Origin of the sequence: Pseudomonas thivervalensis (assembly GCF_001269655.1) — a bacterium.
In the GTDB taxonomy this organism is placed as follows: Bacteria; Pseudomonadota; Gammaproteobacteria; order Pseudomonadales; family Pseudomonadaceae; genus Aquipseudomonas; species Aquipseudomonas thivervalensis.
The window spans coordinates 13,526-27,100 of the sequence record NZ_LHVE01000008.1; the positions used below are offsets into that span (position 1 = coordinate 13,526).

The following is a 13,575-nucleotide window of genomic DNA, read 5'->3' on the forward strand; positions in this document are numbered from 1 at the left end:
ACTCTGGTTCGGTTTTCCCGGTTGGCCGCAAGGCTCCTGCCGCTGTAAGGCAGGCGTTCGTCATTGAATGGCCTGGACTGGATCTTGTACTGGCTCATCCCAACCCACGTGACCTTTGGTAGGGGTCACCACTAGGAGAGGAGGCGCCATGCCAACTATTACTCTTCCCGACGGCAGTCAACGTTCGTTCGATCACCCGGTCTCCGTAGCCGAGGTCGCCGCATCCATCGGCGCGGGCCTGGCCAAGGCCACCCTGGCCGGCAAGGTCAACGGCAAACTGGTCGACGCCAGTGATGTCATCGACAGCGACGCCACGCTGCAAATCATCACGCCCAAGGATGAAGAGGGGCTGGAGATCATTCGCCACTCCTGTGCGCACTTGGTTGGCCATGCGGTCAAGCAGCTGTACCCGAGCGCGAAGATGGTCATCGGGCCGGTCATCGACGAAGGCTTCTATTACGACATCGCCTTCGAGCGTCCTTTCACGCCGGACGACATGGCCGCCATCGAACAGCGCATGCAGCAGCTGATCGAGAAAGATTACGACGTCATCAAGAAAGTCACCCCGCGCGCCGAAGTCATCGAAGTCTTCAAGGCCCGTGGCGAGGACTACAAGCTGCGTCTGGTGGAAGACATGCCGGACGAGCAGGCCATGGGCCTGTACTACCACGAAGAATACGTCGACATGTGCCGCGGCCCACACGTGCCGAACACGCGTTTCCTGAAGTCCTTCAAGCTGACCAAGCTGTCCGGCGCCTACTGGCGTGGCGATGCGAAGAACGAGCAGTTGCAGCGCGTCTATGGCACTGCCTGGGCCGACAAGAAGCAATTGGCGGCCTACATCCAGCGCATCGAAGAAGCCGAGAAGCGCGATCACCGCAAGATCGGCAAGCGCCTGGGCCTGTTCCATACCCAGGAAGAGTCCCCGGGCATGGTGTTCTGGCACCCGAACGGCTGGACCCTGTACCAGGTGCTCGAGCAGTACATGCGCCAGGTCCAGCGTGAAAACGGCTATCTGGAGATCAAGACGCCGCAAGTGGTCGACCGCAGCCTGTGGGAGAAATCCGGGCACTGGGCCAACTACGCCGACAACATGTTCACCACCCAGTCGGAAAACCGCGATTACGCCATCAAGCCGATGAACTGCCCTTGCCACGTGCAGGTGTTCAACCAGGGCTTGAAGAGCTACCGCGAGCTGCCGATGCGTCTGGCCGAGTTCGGTGCCTGCCACCGCAACGAGCCGTCGGGTGCGCTGCACGGCATCATGCGCGTGCGTGCGTTTACCCAGGACGATGCGCACATCTTCTGCACCGAAGAGCAGATGCAGGCCGAATCAGCCGCCTTCATCAAGCTGACCATGGACGTCTACCGGGACTTCGGCTTTACCGAAGTCGAGATGAAGCTGTCCACTCGTCCGGAAAAACGCGTCGGTTCCGATGAGCTGTGGGATCGCGCCGAAGCGGCCTTGGCCGCCGCCCTTGATAGCGCGGGCCTTGCGTACGACCTGCAGCCGGGCGAGGGGGCCTTCTACGGTCCGAAGATCGAATTCTCGCTGAAAGATTGCCTCGGTCGCGTGTGGCAGTGTGGTACCTTGCAGCTCGATTTCAACCTGCCGATCCGTCTGGGCGCTGAATATGTGTCCGAAGACAACAGTCGCAAGCACCCGGTCATGCTTCACCGCGCGATCCTCGGTTCGTTCGAGCGTTTCGTCGGGATTCTGATCGAGCACTACGAGGGCGCGTTCCCTGCGTGGCTGGCGCCGACCCAGGCAGTGATCATGAATATCACTGATAAACAGGCAGATTTTGCCGCCGAAGTCGAAAAAACTCTCAATCAAAGCGGATTTCGTGCCAAGTCCGACTTGAGAAATGAAAAGATCGGCTTTAAAATCCGCGAGCATACTTTGCTCAAGGTTCCCTTTCTCTTGGTTATTGGAGATCGGGAGGTCGAGATGCAGACTGTCGCTGTGCGTACTCGTGAAGGTGCTGACCTGGGCTCGATGCCCGTCGCCGAATTCGCTGAGTTCCTCGCGCAAGCGGTTTCCCGGCGTGGTCGCCCAGATTTGGAGTAATTATTATTAAGCGTGAAATGAGACAAGATAAACGAGCTGCACCGAAAGCCCCGATCAACGAGAATATCTCGGCACGCGAGGTTCGGTTAATTGGCGCTGACGGCGAGCAGATTGGCATCGTCTCGATTGATGAAGCGCTTCGTATTGCTGAAGAAGCCAAGCTTGATCTGGTGGAAATTTCCGCAGACGCAGTCCCACCGGTTTGCCGGGTGATGGACTACGGCAAGTCGATCTTCGAAAAGAAGAAGCAGATTGCCGCGGCGAAGAAAAACCAGAAGCAGATTCAGGTAAAAGAAATCAAGTTTCGTCCAGGGACGGAGGAAGGGGATTACCAGGTAAAACTGCGCAACCTGGTACGTTTCCTGAGTGACGGGGACAGGGCCAAGGTATCCTTGCGATTCCGCGGCCGTGAGATGGCCCACCAGGAGCTGGGGATGGAACTCCTCAAGCGGGTTGAACAAGACCTGCTCGAGTACGGTTCGGTCGAACAGCATCCTAAGATGGAAGGACGCCAGCTGATCATGGTCATCGCCCCGAAAAAGAAGAAGTAATCAACAGGGCACGGCAGGCCTTGCGATTATGTTTATCAACTGAATGCGGAGTATCCGAACATGCCAAAGATGAAGACCAAAAGTGGTGCTGCTAAGCGGTTTCTGAAAACTGCTAACGGTATCAAGCACAAGCACGCTTTCAAGAGCCACATCCTGACCAAAATGTCGACCAAGCGTAAGCGTCAACTGCGCGGTAGCAGCTTGCTGCATCCGTCTGACGTGGCAAAAGTCGAGCGCATGCTGCGCCTTCGTTAATTTTTGGATCAAGAATAGAGGAAGTAACTCATGGCTCGTGTAAAGCGTGGCGTCATTGCCCGTAAGCGTCACAAAAAAATTCTGAAACTTGCTAAAGGCTACTACGGCGCGCGTTCCCGCGTATTCCGTGTTGCCAAGCAAGCGGTAATCAAGGCAGGCCAATACGCCTACCGTGACCGTCGTCAGAAAAAACGTCAGTTCCGCGCTCTGTGGATCGCTCGTATCAATGCTGGTGCTCGTGTTAACGGTCTGTCCTACAGCCGTTTCATCGCTGGCCTGAAAAAAGCGTCCATCGAGATCGACCGTAAGGTTCTGGCTGATCTGGCAGTGAACGAAAAAGCGGCGTTTGCTGCGATTGTCGAGAAAGCTAAAGCCATCTTGGCTTAAGTACCCCCGGCAGTCACCAGGGTCCACCTCTGTGGGCCCAGGTGTCAAACGTCATAAATAGGGGAAGAGCCTTAAAGCTCTTCCCCTATTTTGTATCTGGAGTCTGTACATGGAAAACCTGGACGCGCTGGTCGCTCAAGCACTAGAGGCTGTGCAAAGCGCTGAAGATATCAATGCCCTGGAGCAAATCCGGGTTCACTACCTTGGCAAGAAGGGCGAGTTGACTCAGGTGATGAAGACCCTGGGGAACCTGCCAGCCGAAGAGCGTCCGCAGGTCGGTGCGCTGATCAACGTCGCCAAGGAGCGTGTCACAGAAGTCCTCAATGCGCGCAAGGCGTTGTTCGAGGAGGCGGACTTGGCTGCCAAGCTCGCCGCCGAGTCCATCGACGTGACGCTGCCTGGCCGTGGCCAGACTTCCGGTGGCCTGCACCCGGTGACCCGGACCCTGGAACGCATCGAGCAGTTCTTCACCCACATCGGCTACGGCATTGCCGAAGGCCCTGAGGTCGAAGACGACTATCACAACTTCGAGGCGCTCAACATCCCAGGCCATCACCCGGCCCGGTCGATGCACGACACCTTCTATTTCAATGCGAACATGCTGTTGCGCACCCATACCTCGCCGGTACAGGTCCGCACCATGGAATCGCAGCAGCCGCCGATCCGCATCGTCTGCCCAGGCCGTGTGTACCGCAGCGACTCCGATATCACCCACTCGCCGATGTTCCACCAGGTCGAAGGCCTGCTGGTTGATCGCGACATCAATTTCGCCGACCTCAAAGGCACGATCGAAGAATTCCTGCGGGTGTTCTTCGAAAAAGAGCTGGCCGTGCGTTTCCGTCCTTCGTACTTCCCGTTCACCGAGCCCTCGGCGGAAGTCGACATGGAATGCGTGATGTGCAGCGGTAAAGGCTGCCGCGTCTGCAAACAGACTGGCTGGCTGGAAGTCATGGGCTGCGGCATGGTTCACCCGAACGTGCTGCGTATGTCCGGGATCGATCCGGAAGAATTCTCGGGCTTTGCTTTCGGCATGGGCGTCGAGCGCCTGGCCATGCTGCGTTACGGTGTGAATGACTTGCGCCTGTTCTTCGACAACGACTTGCGATTCCTTGCGCAATTTCGCTAGGTCGCAGCCCGTAACGAATCTATTTGGAGAGCAGGATGAAATTCAGTGAACAATGGCTGCGCGGCTGGGTAAGCCCGCAGGTAAGTCGGGACGAGCTGGTTGCTCGCCTGTCGATGGCCGGCCTTGAGGTCGATAGCGTGACGCCGGCCGCCGGTGATTTCAGTGGTGTAGTGGTGGGCGAGGTGCTGGGCACCGAGCAGCACCCGGACGCTGACAAACTGCGGGTCTGCCAGGTCAGCAATGGCACGGAAACCTACCAGGTCGTCTGCGGCGCGCCCAACGTGCGCCCGGGCCTGAAGATTCCGTTCGCCATGATCGGTGCCGAACTGCCGGGCGACTTCAAGATCAAGAAAGCCAAGCTGCGCGGCGTCGAGTCCAACGGCATGTTGTGCTCCCAGGCCGAGCTTCAGGTTGGCGAAGGCAACGATGGCCTGATGGAACTCCCGGCAGATGCGCCGGTGGGCCAGGACATTCGTGAATACCTGGGCCTGGACGATGCGAGCATCGAGGTCGACCTGACCCCGAACCGTGGCGACTGCCTGTCCCTGGCGGGCCTGGCTCGTGAAGTCGGCGCGCTGTATGCCGCTCCTGTGACGCGACCGATGGTCGCCACCGTGCCGGCCGTGCATGATGAAGTGCGTTCGATTGATGTCCTCGCGCCGGCGGCGTGCCCGCGTTACCTGGGCCGTGTGATCCGTAACGTCGACCTGTCCAAGCCGACGCCGCTGTGGATGGTCGAGCGCCTGCGTCGCGCCGACGTGCGCAGCATCGACGCCGCCGTCGACATCACCAACTATGTGATGCTGGAGCTGGGTCAACCGCTGCATGCGTTCGATCTCGCCGAAATCAACGGCGGCATCCGCGTGCGCATGGCCGAAGAGGGCGAGAAGCTGGTATTGCTCGACGGCCAGGAAGTGACCCTGCGCAGCGACACCCTCGTGATTGCCGACCACGTCCGCGCCCTGGCAATTGCCGGCGTAATGGGTGGCGAGCACAGTGGCGTATCCGCCACCACCCGCGATGTGTTCCTGGAAAGTGCGTTCTTCGACCAGATCGCCGTCGCTGGCAAGGCTCGTTCCTATGGCCTGCACACCGACGCCTCGCACCGCTACGAGCGTGGCGTGGACTGGCAGCTGGCCCGTGAAGCCATGGAGCGCGCCACTGGCCTGCTGCTGGAAATCACCGGTGGCGAAGCCGGCCCGGTCATCGAGACCGTCAGCGAACAGCACCTGCCCAAGATTGCACCGGTCACCCTGCGTGCCCAGCGCATCACCCAGATGCTGGGCATGGAAATGGCTCCGGACGAAGTCGAACGGCTGCTCAGCGCCCTGGGCCTGAACATCAGCGCCGATGGGGCAGGGCAGTGGCGCGTCGAAGTGCCAAGCCATCGCTTCGATATCAGCCTGGAAGTCGACCTGATCGAAGAACTGGCCCGCCTGTACGGCTACAACCGCCTGCCGGTTCGCTACCCGCAAGCGCGCCTGGCCCCACAAGCGAAGGCTGAAGCCCGCAGTAACCTGCCGGAACTGCGCCGCCTGCTGGTGGCCCGTGGGTACCAGGAAGCGATCACCTACAGCTTCATCGATCCACGTCAGTTCGAGCTGTTCAATCCGGGCGTCGAGCCGCTGTTGCTGGCCAACCCGATCTCCAACGACATGGCCGCCATGCGCTCGTCCCTGTGGCCAGGCCTGGTCAAATCGCTCCAGCACAACCTGAACCGCCAGCAGGATCGCGTGCGTCTGTTCGAAAGCGGCCTGCGTTTTGTCGGTCAGTTGGAAGGCTTGAAGCAAGAGCCGATGCTGGCCGGTGTCGTCTGTGGCAGTCGCCTGCCGGAAGGCTGGGCGCAAGGTCGCGATGTCGTCGACTTCTTCGACGTCAAGGCTGACGTGGAAGCGGTGCTGGGCTTCGCCGGCGCACTCGACGCGTTCACTTTCGTACCGGGCAAGCACCCGGCGTTGCACCCGGGGCAGACCGCACGCATCGAGCGTGACGGGCGTGAAGTCGGCTATGTCGGTGCCATTCACCCGGAACTGTCGAAAACCCTGGGCCTTGATCGTCCGGTCTTCGTTTTCGAGCTGGTCCTGGCCGAAGTGGCGCAGGGAAAAATGCCGAAATTCCAGGAGTTATCGCGCTTTCCTGAAGTGCGTCGTGACCTGGCGTTGCTGGCTGACCGTGAGGTTGCTTCCAGCGCTGTGTTGGAGGTAATTCGTGAAAATGCAGGCGAATGGCTGACGGACCTCAGGCTATTTGACGTGTATCAGGGTAAAGGCATTGATCCGCATAGAAAAAGCCTTGCAGTTGGCTTGACCTGGCAGCATCCATCGCGCACTCTTAATGACGATGAGGTGAATACCGCAACGCAAAATATCCTCACCTCGCTCGAAACCAGGTTGAACGCCACGTTAAGGAAGTGACGTATGGGGGCTCTGACGAAAGCTGAGATGGCGGAACGTCTGTATGAGGAGCTGGGCCTGAATAAACGGGAGGCCAAAGAATTGGTCGAACTGTTTTTCGAAGAAATCAGGCACGCTCTGGAAGACAACGAACAGGTCAAGTTGTCCGGTTTCGGCAATTTCGACCTTCGGGACAAACGCCAGCGGCCTGGCCGCAATCCGAAAACGGGAGAAGAAATCCCGATCACGGCTCGCCGTGTGGTCACCTTTCGTCCAGGGCAGAAGTTGAAGGCCCGAGTTGAGGCTTATGCTGGAACCAAGTCATAACGACGAACTACCCGTCATCCCGGGCAAACGCTACTTCACCATTGGTGAAGTCAGCGAGCTGTGTGCGGTAAAACCACACGTGCTGCGCTATTGGGAGCAGGAGTTTCCTCAACTCAACCCGGTCAAGCGCCGCGGAAACCGCCGGTATTATCAGCGCCAAGACGTGCTGATGATCCGGCAGATCCGCGCGCTGCTGTACGACCAGGGATTCACCATCGGCGGCGCACGCCTGCGCCTCTCCGGTGATGAGGCCAAGGACGATACAACCCAGTACAAACAGATGATCCGCCAGATGATCGCCGAGCTTGAAGATGTACTGGTGGTGCTCAAGAAATAATTTCTGCTTTTAAATACTTCCAGTTTTCAAAAGCTTGCGTTATATTCCTGAGCGTTCCGCTGAGAAGCGAAACAAGATTCACGCCTAGTCGGGGCGTAGCGCAGTCCGGTAGCGCACTAGCATGGGGTGCTAGGGGTCGAGTGTTCGAATCACTCCGTCCCGACCATATTTTTCAATGACTTAGCCCAATCTGAAAAGGTTGGGCTTTTTCATGCCTGAAAAAAATACCCTTACAGATTCTTTTGTTTCATTGAGTGTATCCAAAAGAGATTTACTTGCTGGGTGCTCGTTCGAATCTTGAATGTTAAAACCTGAAGCGCTCACCGACCTCCAAGCGGCTGTTGGCGATCCTCCGACTCTCATCAATTCAGGAACGGTAACTCAGAAGGGCTCTACACTCGTCAAATGGCCACTGCATGGAGGAACCGGCAATGACACAAGGGATTGATGATAATTTTGAAGGGGCTCAGTACGAGAGCATTGCTGGCGATTCTGCAGACTTTTCTGCCCGCCGCGAGGGTGACGAGCAGAAGGGCATTTTATTTGTCTTGCTGCACTCTTACATGAACGGCGCGAGCACGCTCGGAGCCGTCCGGGAGAAGCTCGAAAAACTTTGGCCTGGTGAGCGTGTGTTCTGTCCCGAGTTGCCGGTTGGGACCTATTCCTTGGCTGATCCCGATCAAATCGTCATTCAACTCCTCGAGGATATGGATCACCTTGTCGCTGAGGCTGCTACCGAAAAAAAACCGATCCACTCGATCATCATATTGGGCCACAGTGTTGGTTCGTTGCTTGGACGTAAACTATACGTTGTAGCTTGCGGAGAGACATCTGACGCACCCTTCGAAAAGGTCTATCACGACGCTTATGGGGCTGGCCTCATCAAACCTCGGCAATGGGCACCATTGATTCATCGCATCGTACTCTTGGCCGGTATGAACCGTGGTTGGCAAATTTCCCACCACCTCTCACCGTTGAATGCAATGGCTTGGCGTGTAGGTGTACTGATTGGTTATGTCATCAAGCTGTTTACCCGTCGTTGGCTCTTGATATTCAAGCTCCGGCGCGGAGCGGAATTCATCACGCAACTGCGGATTCAATGGTTGCAGTTAAGGCGGCGCGCGGAACAATCAGTCTCTCCTGAGGGACCGCATGCGGGGAGAGCACTTACTGTTCAGTTGCTCGGGTCGCGGGATGACATCGTTTCTCCCGAGGATAATATTGATCTTGTTGCCGGACGCGATTTTGTCTATCTCGACGTACCATTCTCCGGTCACGCAGATGTCGTTCAGTTAAACGACCCGAAATTTGGCGCTGCCCGCGCCCATGTTCTTGAGCAGGCGCTGTGTCTTTCTCAGGATGGGCTTCATGAATATGCCGCGACTCCCGCAGATGACCAGTTCTTTGCACCCAACCCGCACATAAAAAACGTCATTTTTGTTATTCATGGCATTCGCGATCAAGGATTTTGGACGCACAAGATTGCCCGGCGGGTGAAACGCCTGGCAGGTTCCGAAGCAGCCGAATGGGCAACAGAGACCTCCAGTTACGGATACCTCCCGATGCTTCCTTTCATGCTGCCTTGGTACCGCCGGCGGAAAGTGGAGTGGTTGATGGATCAATACGCCGAGGCGTTGGCGCGATACCCTAATGCGAGGTTTTCGTATGTTGGGCATAGCAACGGTACTTACTTGATCGCCAAAGCCATTGAGCTTTATCCGTGTTGCAGATTTGACCAGATAGTATTTGCCGGGAGTGTTGTCCGGACAGGCTACGATTGGCAGGGCCTGCTGAACTCTACGCCTCCGCGCGTTAATGCGGTGCTGAACTTCGTCGCTACGGCTGACTCCGTCGTCGCTTTTTTTCCAAAGTTTTTTCAGTTTTCTGGTTTACAAGACCTTGGTAGCGCCGGCCACGATGGGTTTGATTCGTCGAGCGAGAGTAATGGGGTATTTCAGGTACGTTATCTCAAAGGAGGGCACAGTGCCGCATTGACAGAAGAAGTATGGGATCACATCGCAAGATTCGTGATAGACGGGCGCATCGATATGGATAAGGTTCCCAACCAGGCGAATGAGCAACATAGGCTTGTTAAGTTGATCGGACGAGCTCCGCCATTAATTTGGGGAGCTATTCTGGTACTGCTATGTGCGATATGGGCCGTTATTCTCTGTATCTGCAACGCTATCCCCGAAGCTGAAGCTCGCGGCTTGGCGAAGGGTTTTGCGTTGAGTGGCTATCTCTTGTTGCTCTGGCTAGTGCTTACGCGACTTTAGACTGATAACTGCTGTCCAAAGCTTCGCGTAGAATTTTCAGTCCGTAGCGAGTGATTACTATGCCCGCTTGGTTGGTGGCTTTGAAGAAGAGGGATCCTCATGAAAGCCGTCGTTTACGAAGCCTTTTCCCAACCCCCACGCCTGATGACGGTAGAAGACCCAACCCCCGAGCGTCACGGCGTGGTTGTTCAGGTCCTCGGCACGGGCGTATGCCGAAGCGATTGGCATGGCTGGAAGGGCCATGATCCTGACATTCAACTGCCTCATGTACCCGGTCACGAATTGGCCGGGATCGTGGCGGAGGTGGGGCGGGACGTCACCCGATGGAAGGTCGGCGATCGCATTACCGTGCCTTTTGTCGGTGGCTGTGGCGCTTGCCCGGAATGCAATAGCGGCAACCAGCAGGTGTGCCACAGTCAGTTTCAGCCGGGCTTCACCCATTGGGGGTCTTTCGCCGAGTATGTGGGGATCCACAAGGCGGATCTGAACCTGGTCGCGCTGCCTGAAAACATGGGCTTCGCCACGGCGGCGAGCCTGGGTTGTCGGTTCGTCACGTCGTTTCGCGCGGTGGTCGATCAAGGCAAGGTCACGGCGGGCCAGTGGGTGGCGGTTCATGGCTGTGGTGGTGTGGGGCTGTCCGCGGTGATGATCGCCCACGCTGTCGGGGCGAACGTTATCGCGATTGATATTTCCGACGATAAGCTCAAGCTGGCCCAGTCGCTCGGTGCTGTCGCGACGGTCAACGCAAGCCGCGTGGCGGATGTCACCGAGGCGGTGCTTGAGATGACGAAGGGCGGCGCTCATGTTTCGCTGGATGCCCTGGGTCATCCCACGACTTGCTTCAACTCCATCAATAATCTGAGACGGCGTGGCCGGCATGTCCAGGTCGGTTTGATGCTGGCGGACCACAGCACACCGGCGATTCCCATGAGCAAAGTCATCGCCTACGAGCTGGATATCTGTGGCAGCCATGGCATGCAGGCTCACCGTTACGGCGCGATGATGGACATGATCACGTCCGGCAAGCTGGCGCCGGAAAAACTGGTCGGCAAGACCATCAGCCTCGAACAGTCCATTGAGGCGCTTATGAACATGGACCGGTTTGATACGGCTGGGGTGACGGTGGTGACGCAGTTCTAGACATTGGCCGCCGGCTGGCCGAGGGATTCCCGATACTGCGCTTCGTCGACCTCGGTCAGGGTTGCATAGCCGTCGTAGTGGTAGATTCGATGCTTGTCTCGGGCATAGCGCTCACTGAGGAATTCGAGGGTCGCCAGGTCGATACGCTTGGCACTCAGCGGCCGTCGGTGGCAGAACAACTTGCGCGTGCCCAGTTGCAGGAAATCGGGATGCGGTACGCAGACCTCATCGGGGTCGAACGCCACATCCAGTGGCTTGCCTTCCGAGAGGATCAGGGCGGGGCTGACGGCGTAGGTGCCGAGAATGCGGGTATCAGAGGGCTGTAGCCGTTTTTTCGCCTCGCCGTAGTAATACACCGCGTCCCGATCCTTGGCCCAGCCATGGCCACAGGACTCGAAAGTGGCCGCATGTGCCTTACGAATCGGTTCGGGGGGGTGGTAGAAAACCCGGTGGCAGAACACGGTTTTTCCGTCTGTCAGGTAGGGCGTCCCGAGTGAGCGGAAGTGGTCTGCGGGTTCTTGGGAAAACCGTTCGGGCACTTGCGTTTGCGCGTTATGAAACGGGATCAGATACAAGCCCTGAGCATCGCCGCACAGGTGCGTGTCGAGCAATTTGAAACTGGCCGCGTCCAGCCCGTTGATCACGCGTCCATGGAAATACACCTGGCGACCTAGTTCAAAACCGAGACCGATGTTCTGCAACGGCGCCGTTTCTTCGCGCGTTGGCACGGCTTCAGGGTTTGCCTGCAAACGGTGCCACCAATAGCCCTCCAACTGCGGATGGGCCTCGAAGTAAGGTGCCCAGGTCTCTTGCATGGCCGCATCGATGATCCCGCTAGAGCCCAGCGGGCCGTGCTTGTCGCCTGCCAGCACAGGTGAATAATCCTGATCATTGCGACAGAGCTGGGTCACGACGAAGCTTTGCGCGTCGACATCAAGGCGTTTCTGGCGCCTGTAGACGCGCAGGTGATCACGGTAATAGTCGAACCCCAAATGGCGAAAGCTCGGACCATGGGCGTCACGCACGCGGGTCCCGGCGGCGTAGACGAAACTGTCGTCCACGGCAAAATAGTCATCATCGTATTCGCTGGCGCTGACCACGCGGCCGCACTCATCGAACGTCGGCTGCCAGCACTTGAGCAGGTGGAAATCGCCAACGTAGCGGGTGCTCTTGCCGGTCAGGTAATAGGCGCGTTGCTTGTCCTTGGCGTAGCGTTCATTCAGCACGGTGAAGGTTGCCAGGTCGGCATTGTCGATGCGGTAGAAGTATTCGTAGGAAATGCTTGAACCTTGCTGCGCTTGCACGATGATCGACTGTCCGTCGGTTCCCCAGCGTTGGGCGAGCATCTGGAAGTCGTCCGGGTTTGCCACCGGCAGCGGCGTGCCGTTCTTCTGGTGCAAGGGCTTGAAGCCCTTGTAGACCTGATCGTCGATCACTCGATAGGCCGGGTGGTTGCAATAGCGCACCCGCGCCGTGGCGCTGGCGATAAACTGCCCTTGCAGAAAGATATTCACCCCGTCGCTGAACAGGGCAGACGCTGAAGTCACCGAGGCTGGCGACGCTGCTAACAGGGCCAGGCTGTCGGGTCGTGCCTCGGGAATCTGGCTGATCGCGTAGTCGCCGAACCAATAGGCGCCGGTTGCGTCACGCCAGTACTGGTGGCCGAGGCTTTCCAGGCCGTTGTCGAACCGAAACGGCAAGGCTTGGAGCGCGTGGTAGCCATGGCGCGCCCGGTAGGCTGGAAGCAGGTAGTAATCACGCAGGGCATCGCGCAAGACCCGAGGGTTGCGTCGATGCCGCCAAACTGGTTGACCGGCCAACAAGGGCGAGGGCGGATAGTGCCCGGCATTGGCAGATTGTGCCAGCTCGCCGGGGCGTGCGCCTTCAGGGCTGAGCATGATGTACACATCAGGCACTTGCCCGTCGCCTAGCAGCACGCCGTCCATGAACGCGAAGCCTTGATGCCATTCAAGCTGTAGTGGCTCCCAGTCAGCAATAGCCGTGTCTATGTCTGTCATGTCGATGCGACCTGAACGTCTGATGGTTGGCCAAGGACTACAAGTTTTGCCGCGAGCTCGACGTCGAGCCTGTAGCCGCCGTGTAGGAGCTGACGAGTGCAACGAGGCTGCGATCTTTCCCCAGCCACTTGAATCCCAAGTGAAAGATCAAAAGATCGCAGGCTTCGCCAGCTCCTACAGAGTCAAGCCAAAGACCGCCACTGCCACGCTCAAAAAATGAACTTGAACAGCGCAATTACCACGATCAGGCCAATCAGGAAAATGATACCTACGGTGCCGCCAAGGAATTTCAACATAAGAACGCTCTCATCGGATGGGCTTAATCGTCTAGACCGCCACCGATAACGCTCGTTTCGTCGAATATTCAGTCGCCATGATCAATGGACCGCAAAGGACCTTGGCACCGGTACATGCTCGAATTTCGAGATGGTCTTGATCCAGTAGCGGCGATAGTCGGTCTGGTCCGGCGCCAGCGGTTTGTGGCTGGACCAAGGGTGTTTCTCCTTCAGGCTGGCCCGGTACGCTTCCCATTCTTTCTGCTCGGCCACTTCCCGGGCTTTGCTCCGGTCATCGAACCAGCCCAGCACGTAAGCTTCGCCCTGATCCGTGCCGTGCGCTATCAGCAAATAAATCTCTGTCATGACTGACCTACCGTTCGTCCTGCGCCCCAGTCGCGGGGTCTTATCTTGGGTAT

Annotated in this window: 13 protein-coding genes and 1 tRNA gene; 11 read left to right on the forward strand and 3 right to left on the reverse strand. The window is 57.8% G+C overall.

Annotated elements, in window-relative coordinates:
• Positions 1-148 precede the first annotated feature (148 nt).
• The 11 genes from thrS (at position 149) to AD659_RS11900 (ending at position 10,863) form a co-directional block, all read left to right on the forward strand.
• Complete coding sequence (thrS, locus tag AD659_RS11850) at positions 149-2,071, forward strand: threonine--tRNA ligase (RefSeq protein ID WP_014337550.1); 1,923 nt, start codon at positions 149-151, stop codon at positions 2,069-2,071.
• A complete protein-coding gene (infC, locus tag AD659_RS11855) occupies positions 2,071-2,622 on the forward strand; it encodes a translation initiation factor IF-3 (RefSeq protein WP_169432615.1) in 552 nt (183 codons plus the stop codon). The genes thrS and infC overlap by 1 nt, the downstream gene beginning before the upstream one ends.
• A gap of 60 nt (positions 2,623-2,682) precedes the next feature.
• On the forward strand, positions 2,683-2,877 hold the full coding sequence (gene rpmI / locus AD659_RS11860; RefSeq protein WP_002553160.1) for a 50S ribosomal protein L35: 195 nt from the start codon (positions 2,683-2,685) through the stop codon (positions 2,875-2,877).
• 30 nt (positions 2,878-2,907) lie between these two features.
• Positions 2,908-3,264, forward strand: a complete 357-nt coding sequence (rplT, locus tag AD659_RS11865) for a 50S ribosomal protein L20 (RefSeq protein WP_053121417.1) — start codon at positions 2,908-2,910, stop codon at positions 3,262-3,264.
• 109 nt (positions 3,265-3,373) lie between these two features.
• Positions 3,374-4,390 (forward strand): phenylalanine--tRNA ligase subunit alpha, encoded by a 1,017-nt coding sequence (gene pheS / locus AD659_RS11870; RefSeq protein WP_003203624.1) that lies wholly within the window; start codon positions 3,374-3,376, stop codon positions 4,388-4,390.
• 35 nt (positions 4,391-4,425) lie between these two features.
• Positions 4,426-6,804 (forward strand): phenylalanine--tRNA ligase subunit beta, encoded by a 2,379-nt coding sequence (pheT, locus tag AD659_RS11875; RefSeq protein WP_053121419.1) that lies wholly within the window; start codon positions 4,426-4,428, stop codon positions 6,802-6,804.
• Positions 6,805-6,807: 3 nt separating this feature from the next.
• Positions 6,808-7,110: an integration host factor subunit alpha gene (gene ihfA / locus AD659_RS11880; protein WP_002553164.1), complete on the forward strand. Its 303-nt coding sequence runs from the start codon at positions 6,808-6,810 to the stop codon at positions 7,108-7,110.
• Entirely contained in the window at positions 7,091-7,447 is a 357-nt protein-coding gene (locus AD659_RS11885; protein WP_003179985.1) for a MerR family transcriptional regulator, read from the forward strand. Before ihfA ends, AD659_RS11885 begins: the two co-directional genes overlap by 20 nt.
• A gap of 89 nt (positions 7,448-7,536) precedes the next feature.
• Positions 7,537-7,613, forward strand: a tRNA-Pro gene (locus AD659_RS11890).
• A gap of 265 nt (positions 7,614-7,878) precedes the next feature.
• Entirely contained in the window at positions 7,879-9,723 is a 1,845-nt protein-coding gene (locus tag AD659_RS11895; protein WP_053121422.1) for a hypothetical protein, read from the forward strand.
• A gap of 99 nt (positions 9,724-9,822) precedes the next feature.
• On the forward strand, positions 9,823-10,863 hold the full coding sequence (locus AD659_RS11900) for a zinc-dependent alcohol dehydrogenase family protein (protein ID WP_053121424.1): 1,041 nt from the start codon (positions 9,823-9,825) through the stop codon (positions 10,861-10,863).
• Here the strand turns inward: AD659_RS11900 and AD659_RS11905 are convergent.
• The 3 genes from AD659_RS11905 to AD659_RS11910 all read right to left on the reverse strand — a co-directional run bounded on the left by AD659_RS11905 (position 10,860) and on the right by AD659_RS11910 (position 13,522).
• Positions 10,860-12,881, reverse strand: a complete 2,022-nt coding sequence (locus AD659_RS11905; RefSeq protein WP_053121426.1) for a DKNYY domain-containing protein — start codon at positions 12,879-12,881, stop codon at positions 10,860-10,862. The genes AD659_RS11900 and AD659_RS11905 overlap by 4 nt on opposite strands.
• 209 nt (positions 12,882-13,090) lie before the next feature.
• Positions 13,091-13,177, reverse strand: a complete 87-nt coding sequence (locus AD659_RS30625) for a small membrane protein YohP (RefSeq protein ID WP_442087941.1) — start codon at positions 13,175-13,177, stop codon at positions 13,091-13,093.
• Positions 13,178-13,258: 81 nt separating this feature from the next.
• Positions 13,259-13,522, reverse strand: a complete 264-nt coding sequence (locus tag AD659_RS11910; protein WP_003203536.1) for a hypothetical protein — start codon at positions 13,520-13,522, stop codon at positions 13,259-13,261.
• Between the last annotated feature and the right edge of the window lie 53 nt (positions 13,523-13,575).

Excerpts from the sequence above, each read along its gene's own strand:
- AD659_RS11910 (WP_003203536.1), bottom strand. The coding sequence starts at position 13,522 with ATGACAGAGATTTATTTGCTGATAGCGCACGGCACGGATCAGGGCGAA.
- thrS (WP_014337550.1), top strand. The coding sequence starts at position 149 with ATGCCAACTATTACTCTTCCCGACGGCAGTCAACGTTCGTTCGATCAC.
- rpmI (WP_002553160.1), top strand. The coding sequence starts at position 2,683 with ATGCCAAAGATGAAGACCAAAAGTGGTGCTGCTAAGCGGTTTCTGAAA.
- AD659_RS11885 (WP_003179985.1), top strand. The coding sequence starts at position 7,091 with ATGCTGGAACCAAGTCATAACGACGAACTACCCGTCATCCCGGGCAAA.
- rplT (WP_053121417.1), top strand. The coding sequence starts at position 2,908 with ATGGCTCGTGTAAAGCGTGGCGTCATTGCCCGTAAGCGTCACAAAAAA.
- AD659_RS30625 (WP_442087941.1), bottom strand. The coding sequence starts at position 13,177 with ATGTTGAAATTCCTTGGCGGCACCGTAGGTATCATTTTCCTGATTGGC.
- pheS (WP_003203624.1), top strand. The coding sequence starts at position 3,374 with ATGGAAAACCTGGACGCGCTGGTCGCTCAAGCACTAGAGGCTGTGCAA.
- AD659_RS11895 (WP_053121422.1), top strand. The coding sequence starts at position 7,879 with ATGACACAAGGGATTGATGATAATTTTGAAGGGGCTCAGTACGAGAGC.
- pheT (WP_053121419.1), top strand. The coding sequence starts at position 4,426 with ATGAAATTCAGTGAACAATGGCTGCGCGGCTGGGTAAGCCCGCAGGTA.
- AD659_RS11900 (WP_053121424.1), top strand. The coding sequence starts at position 9,823 with ATGAAAGCCGTCGTTTACGAAGCCTTTTCCCAACCCCCACGCCTGATG.
- AD659_RS11905 (WP_053121426.1), bottom strand. The coding sequence starts at position 12,881 with ATGACAGACATAGACACGGCTATTGCTGACTGGGAGCCACTACAGCTT.
- ihfA (WP_002553164.1), top strand. The coding sequence starts at position 6,808 with ATGGGGGCTCTGACGAAAGCTGAGATGGCGGAACGTCTGTATGAGGAG.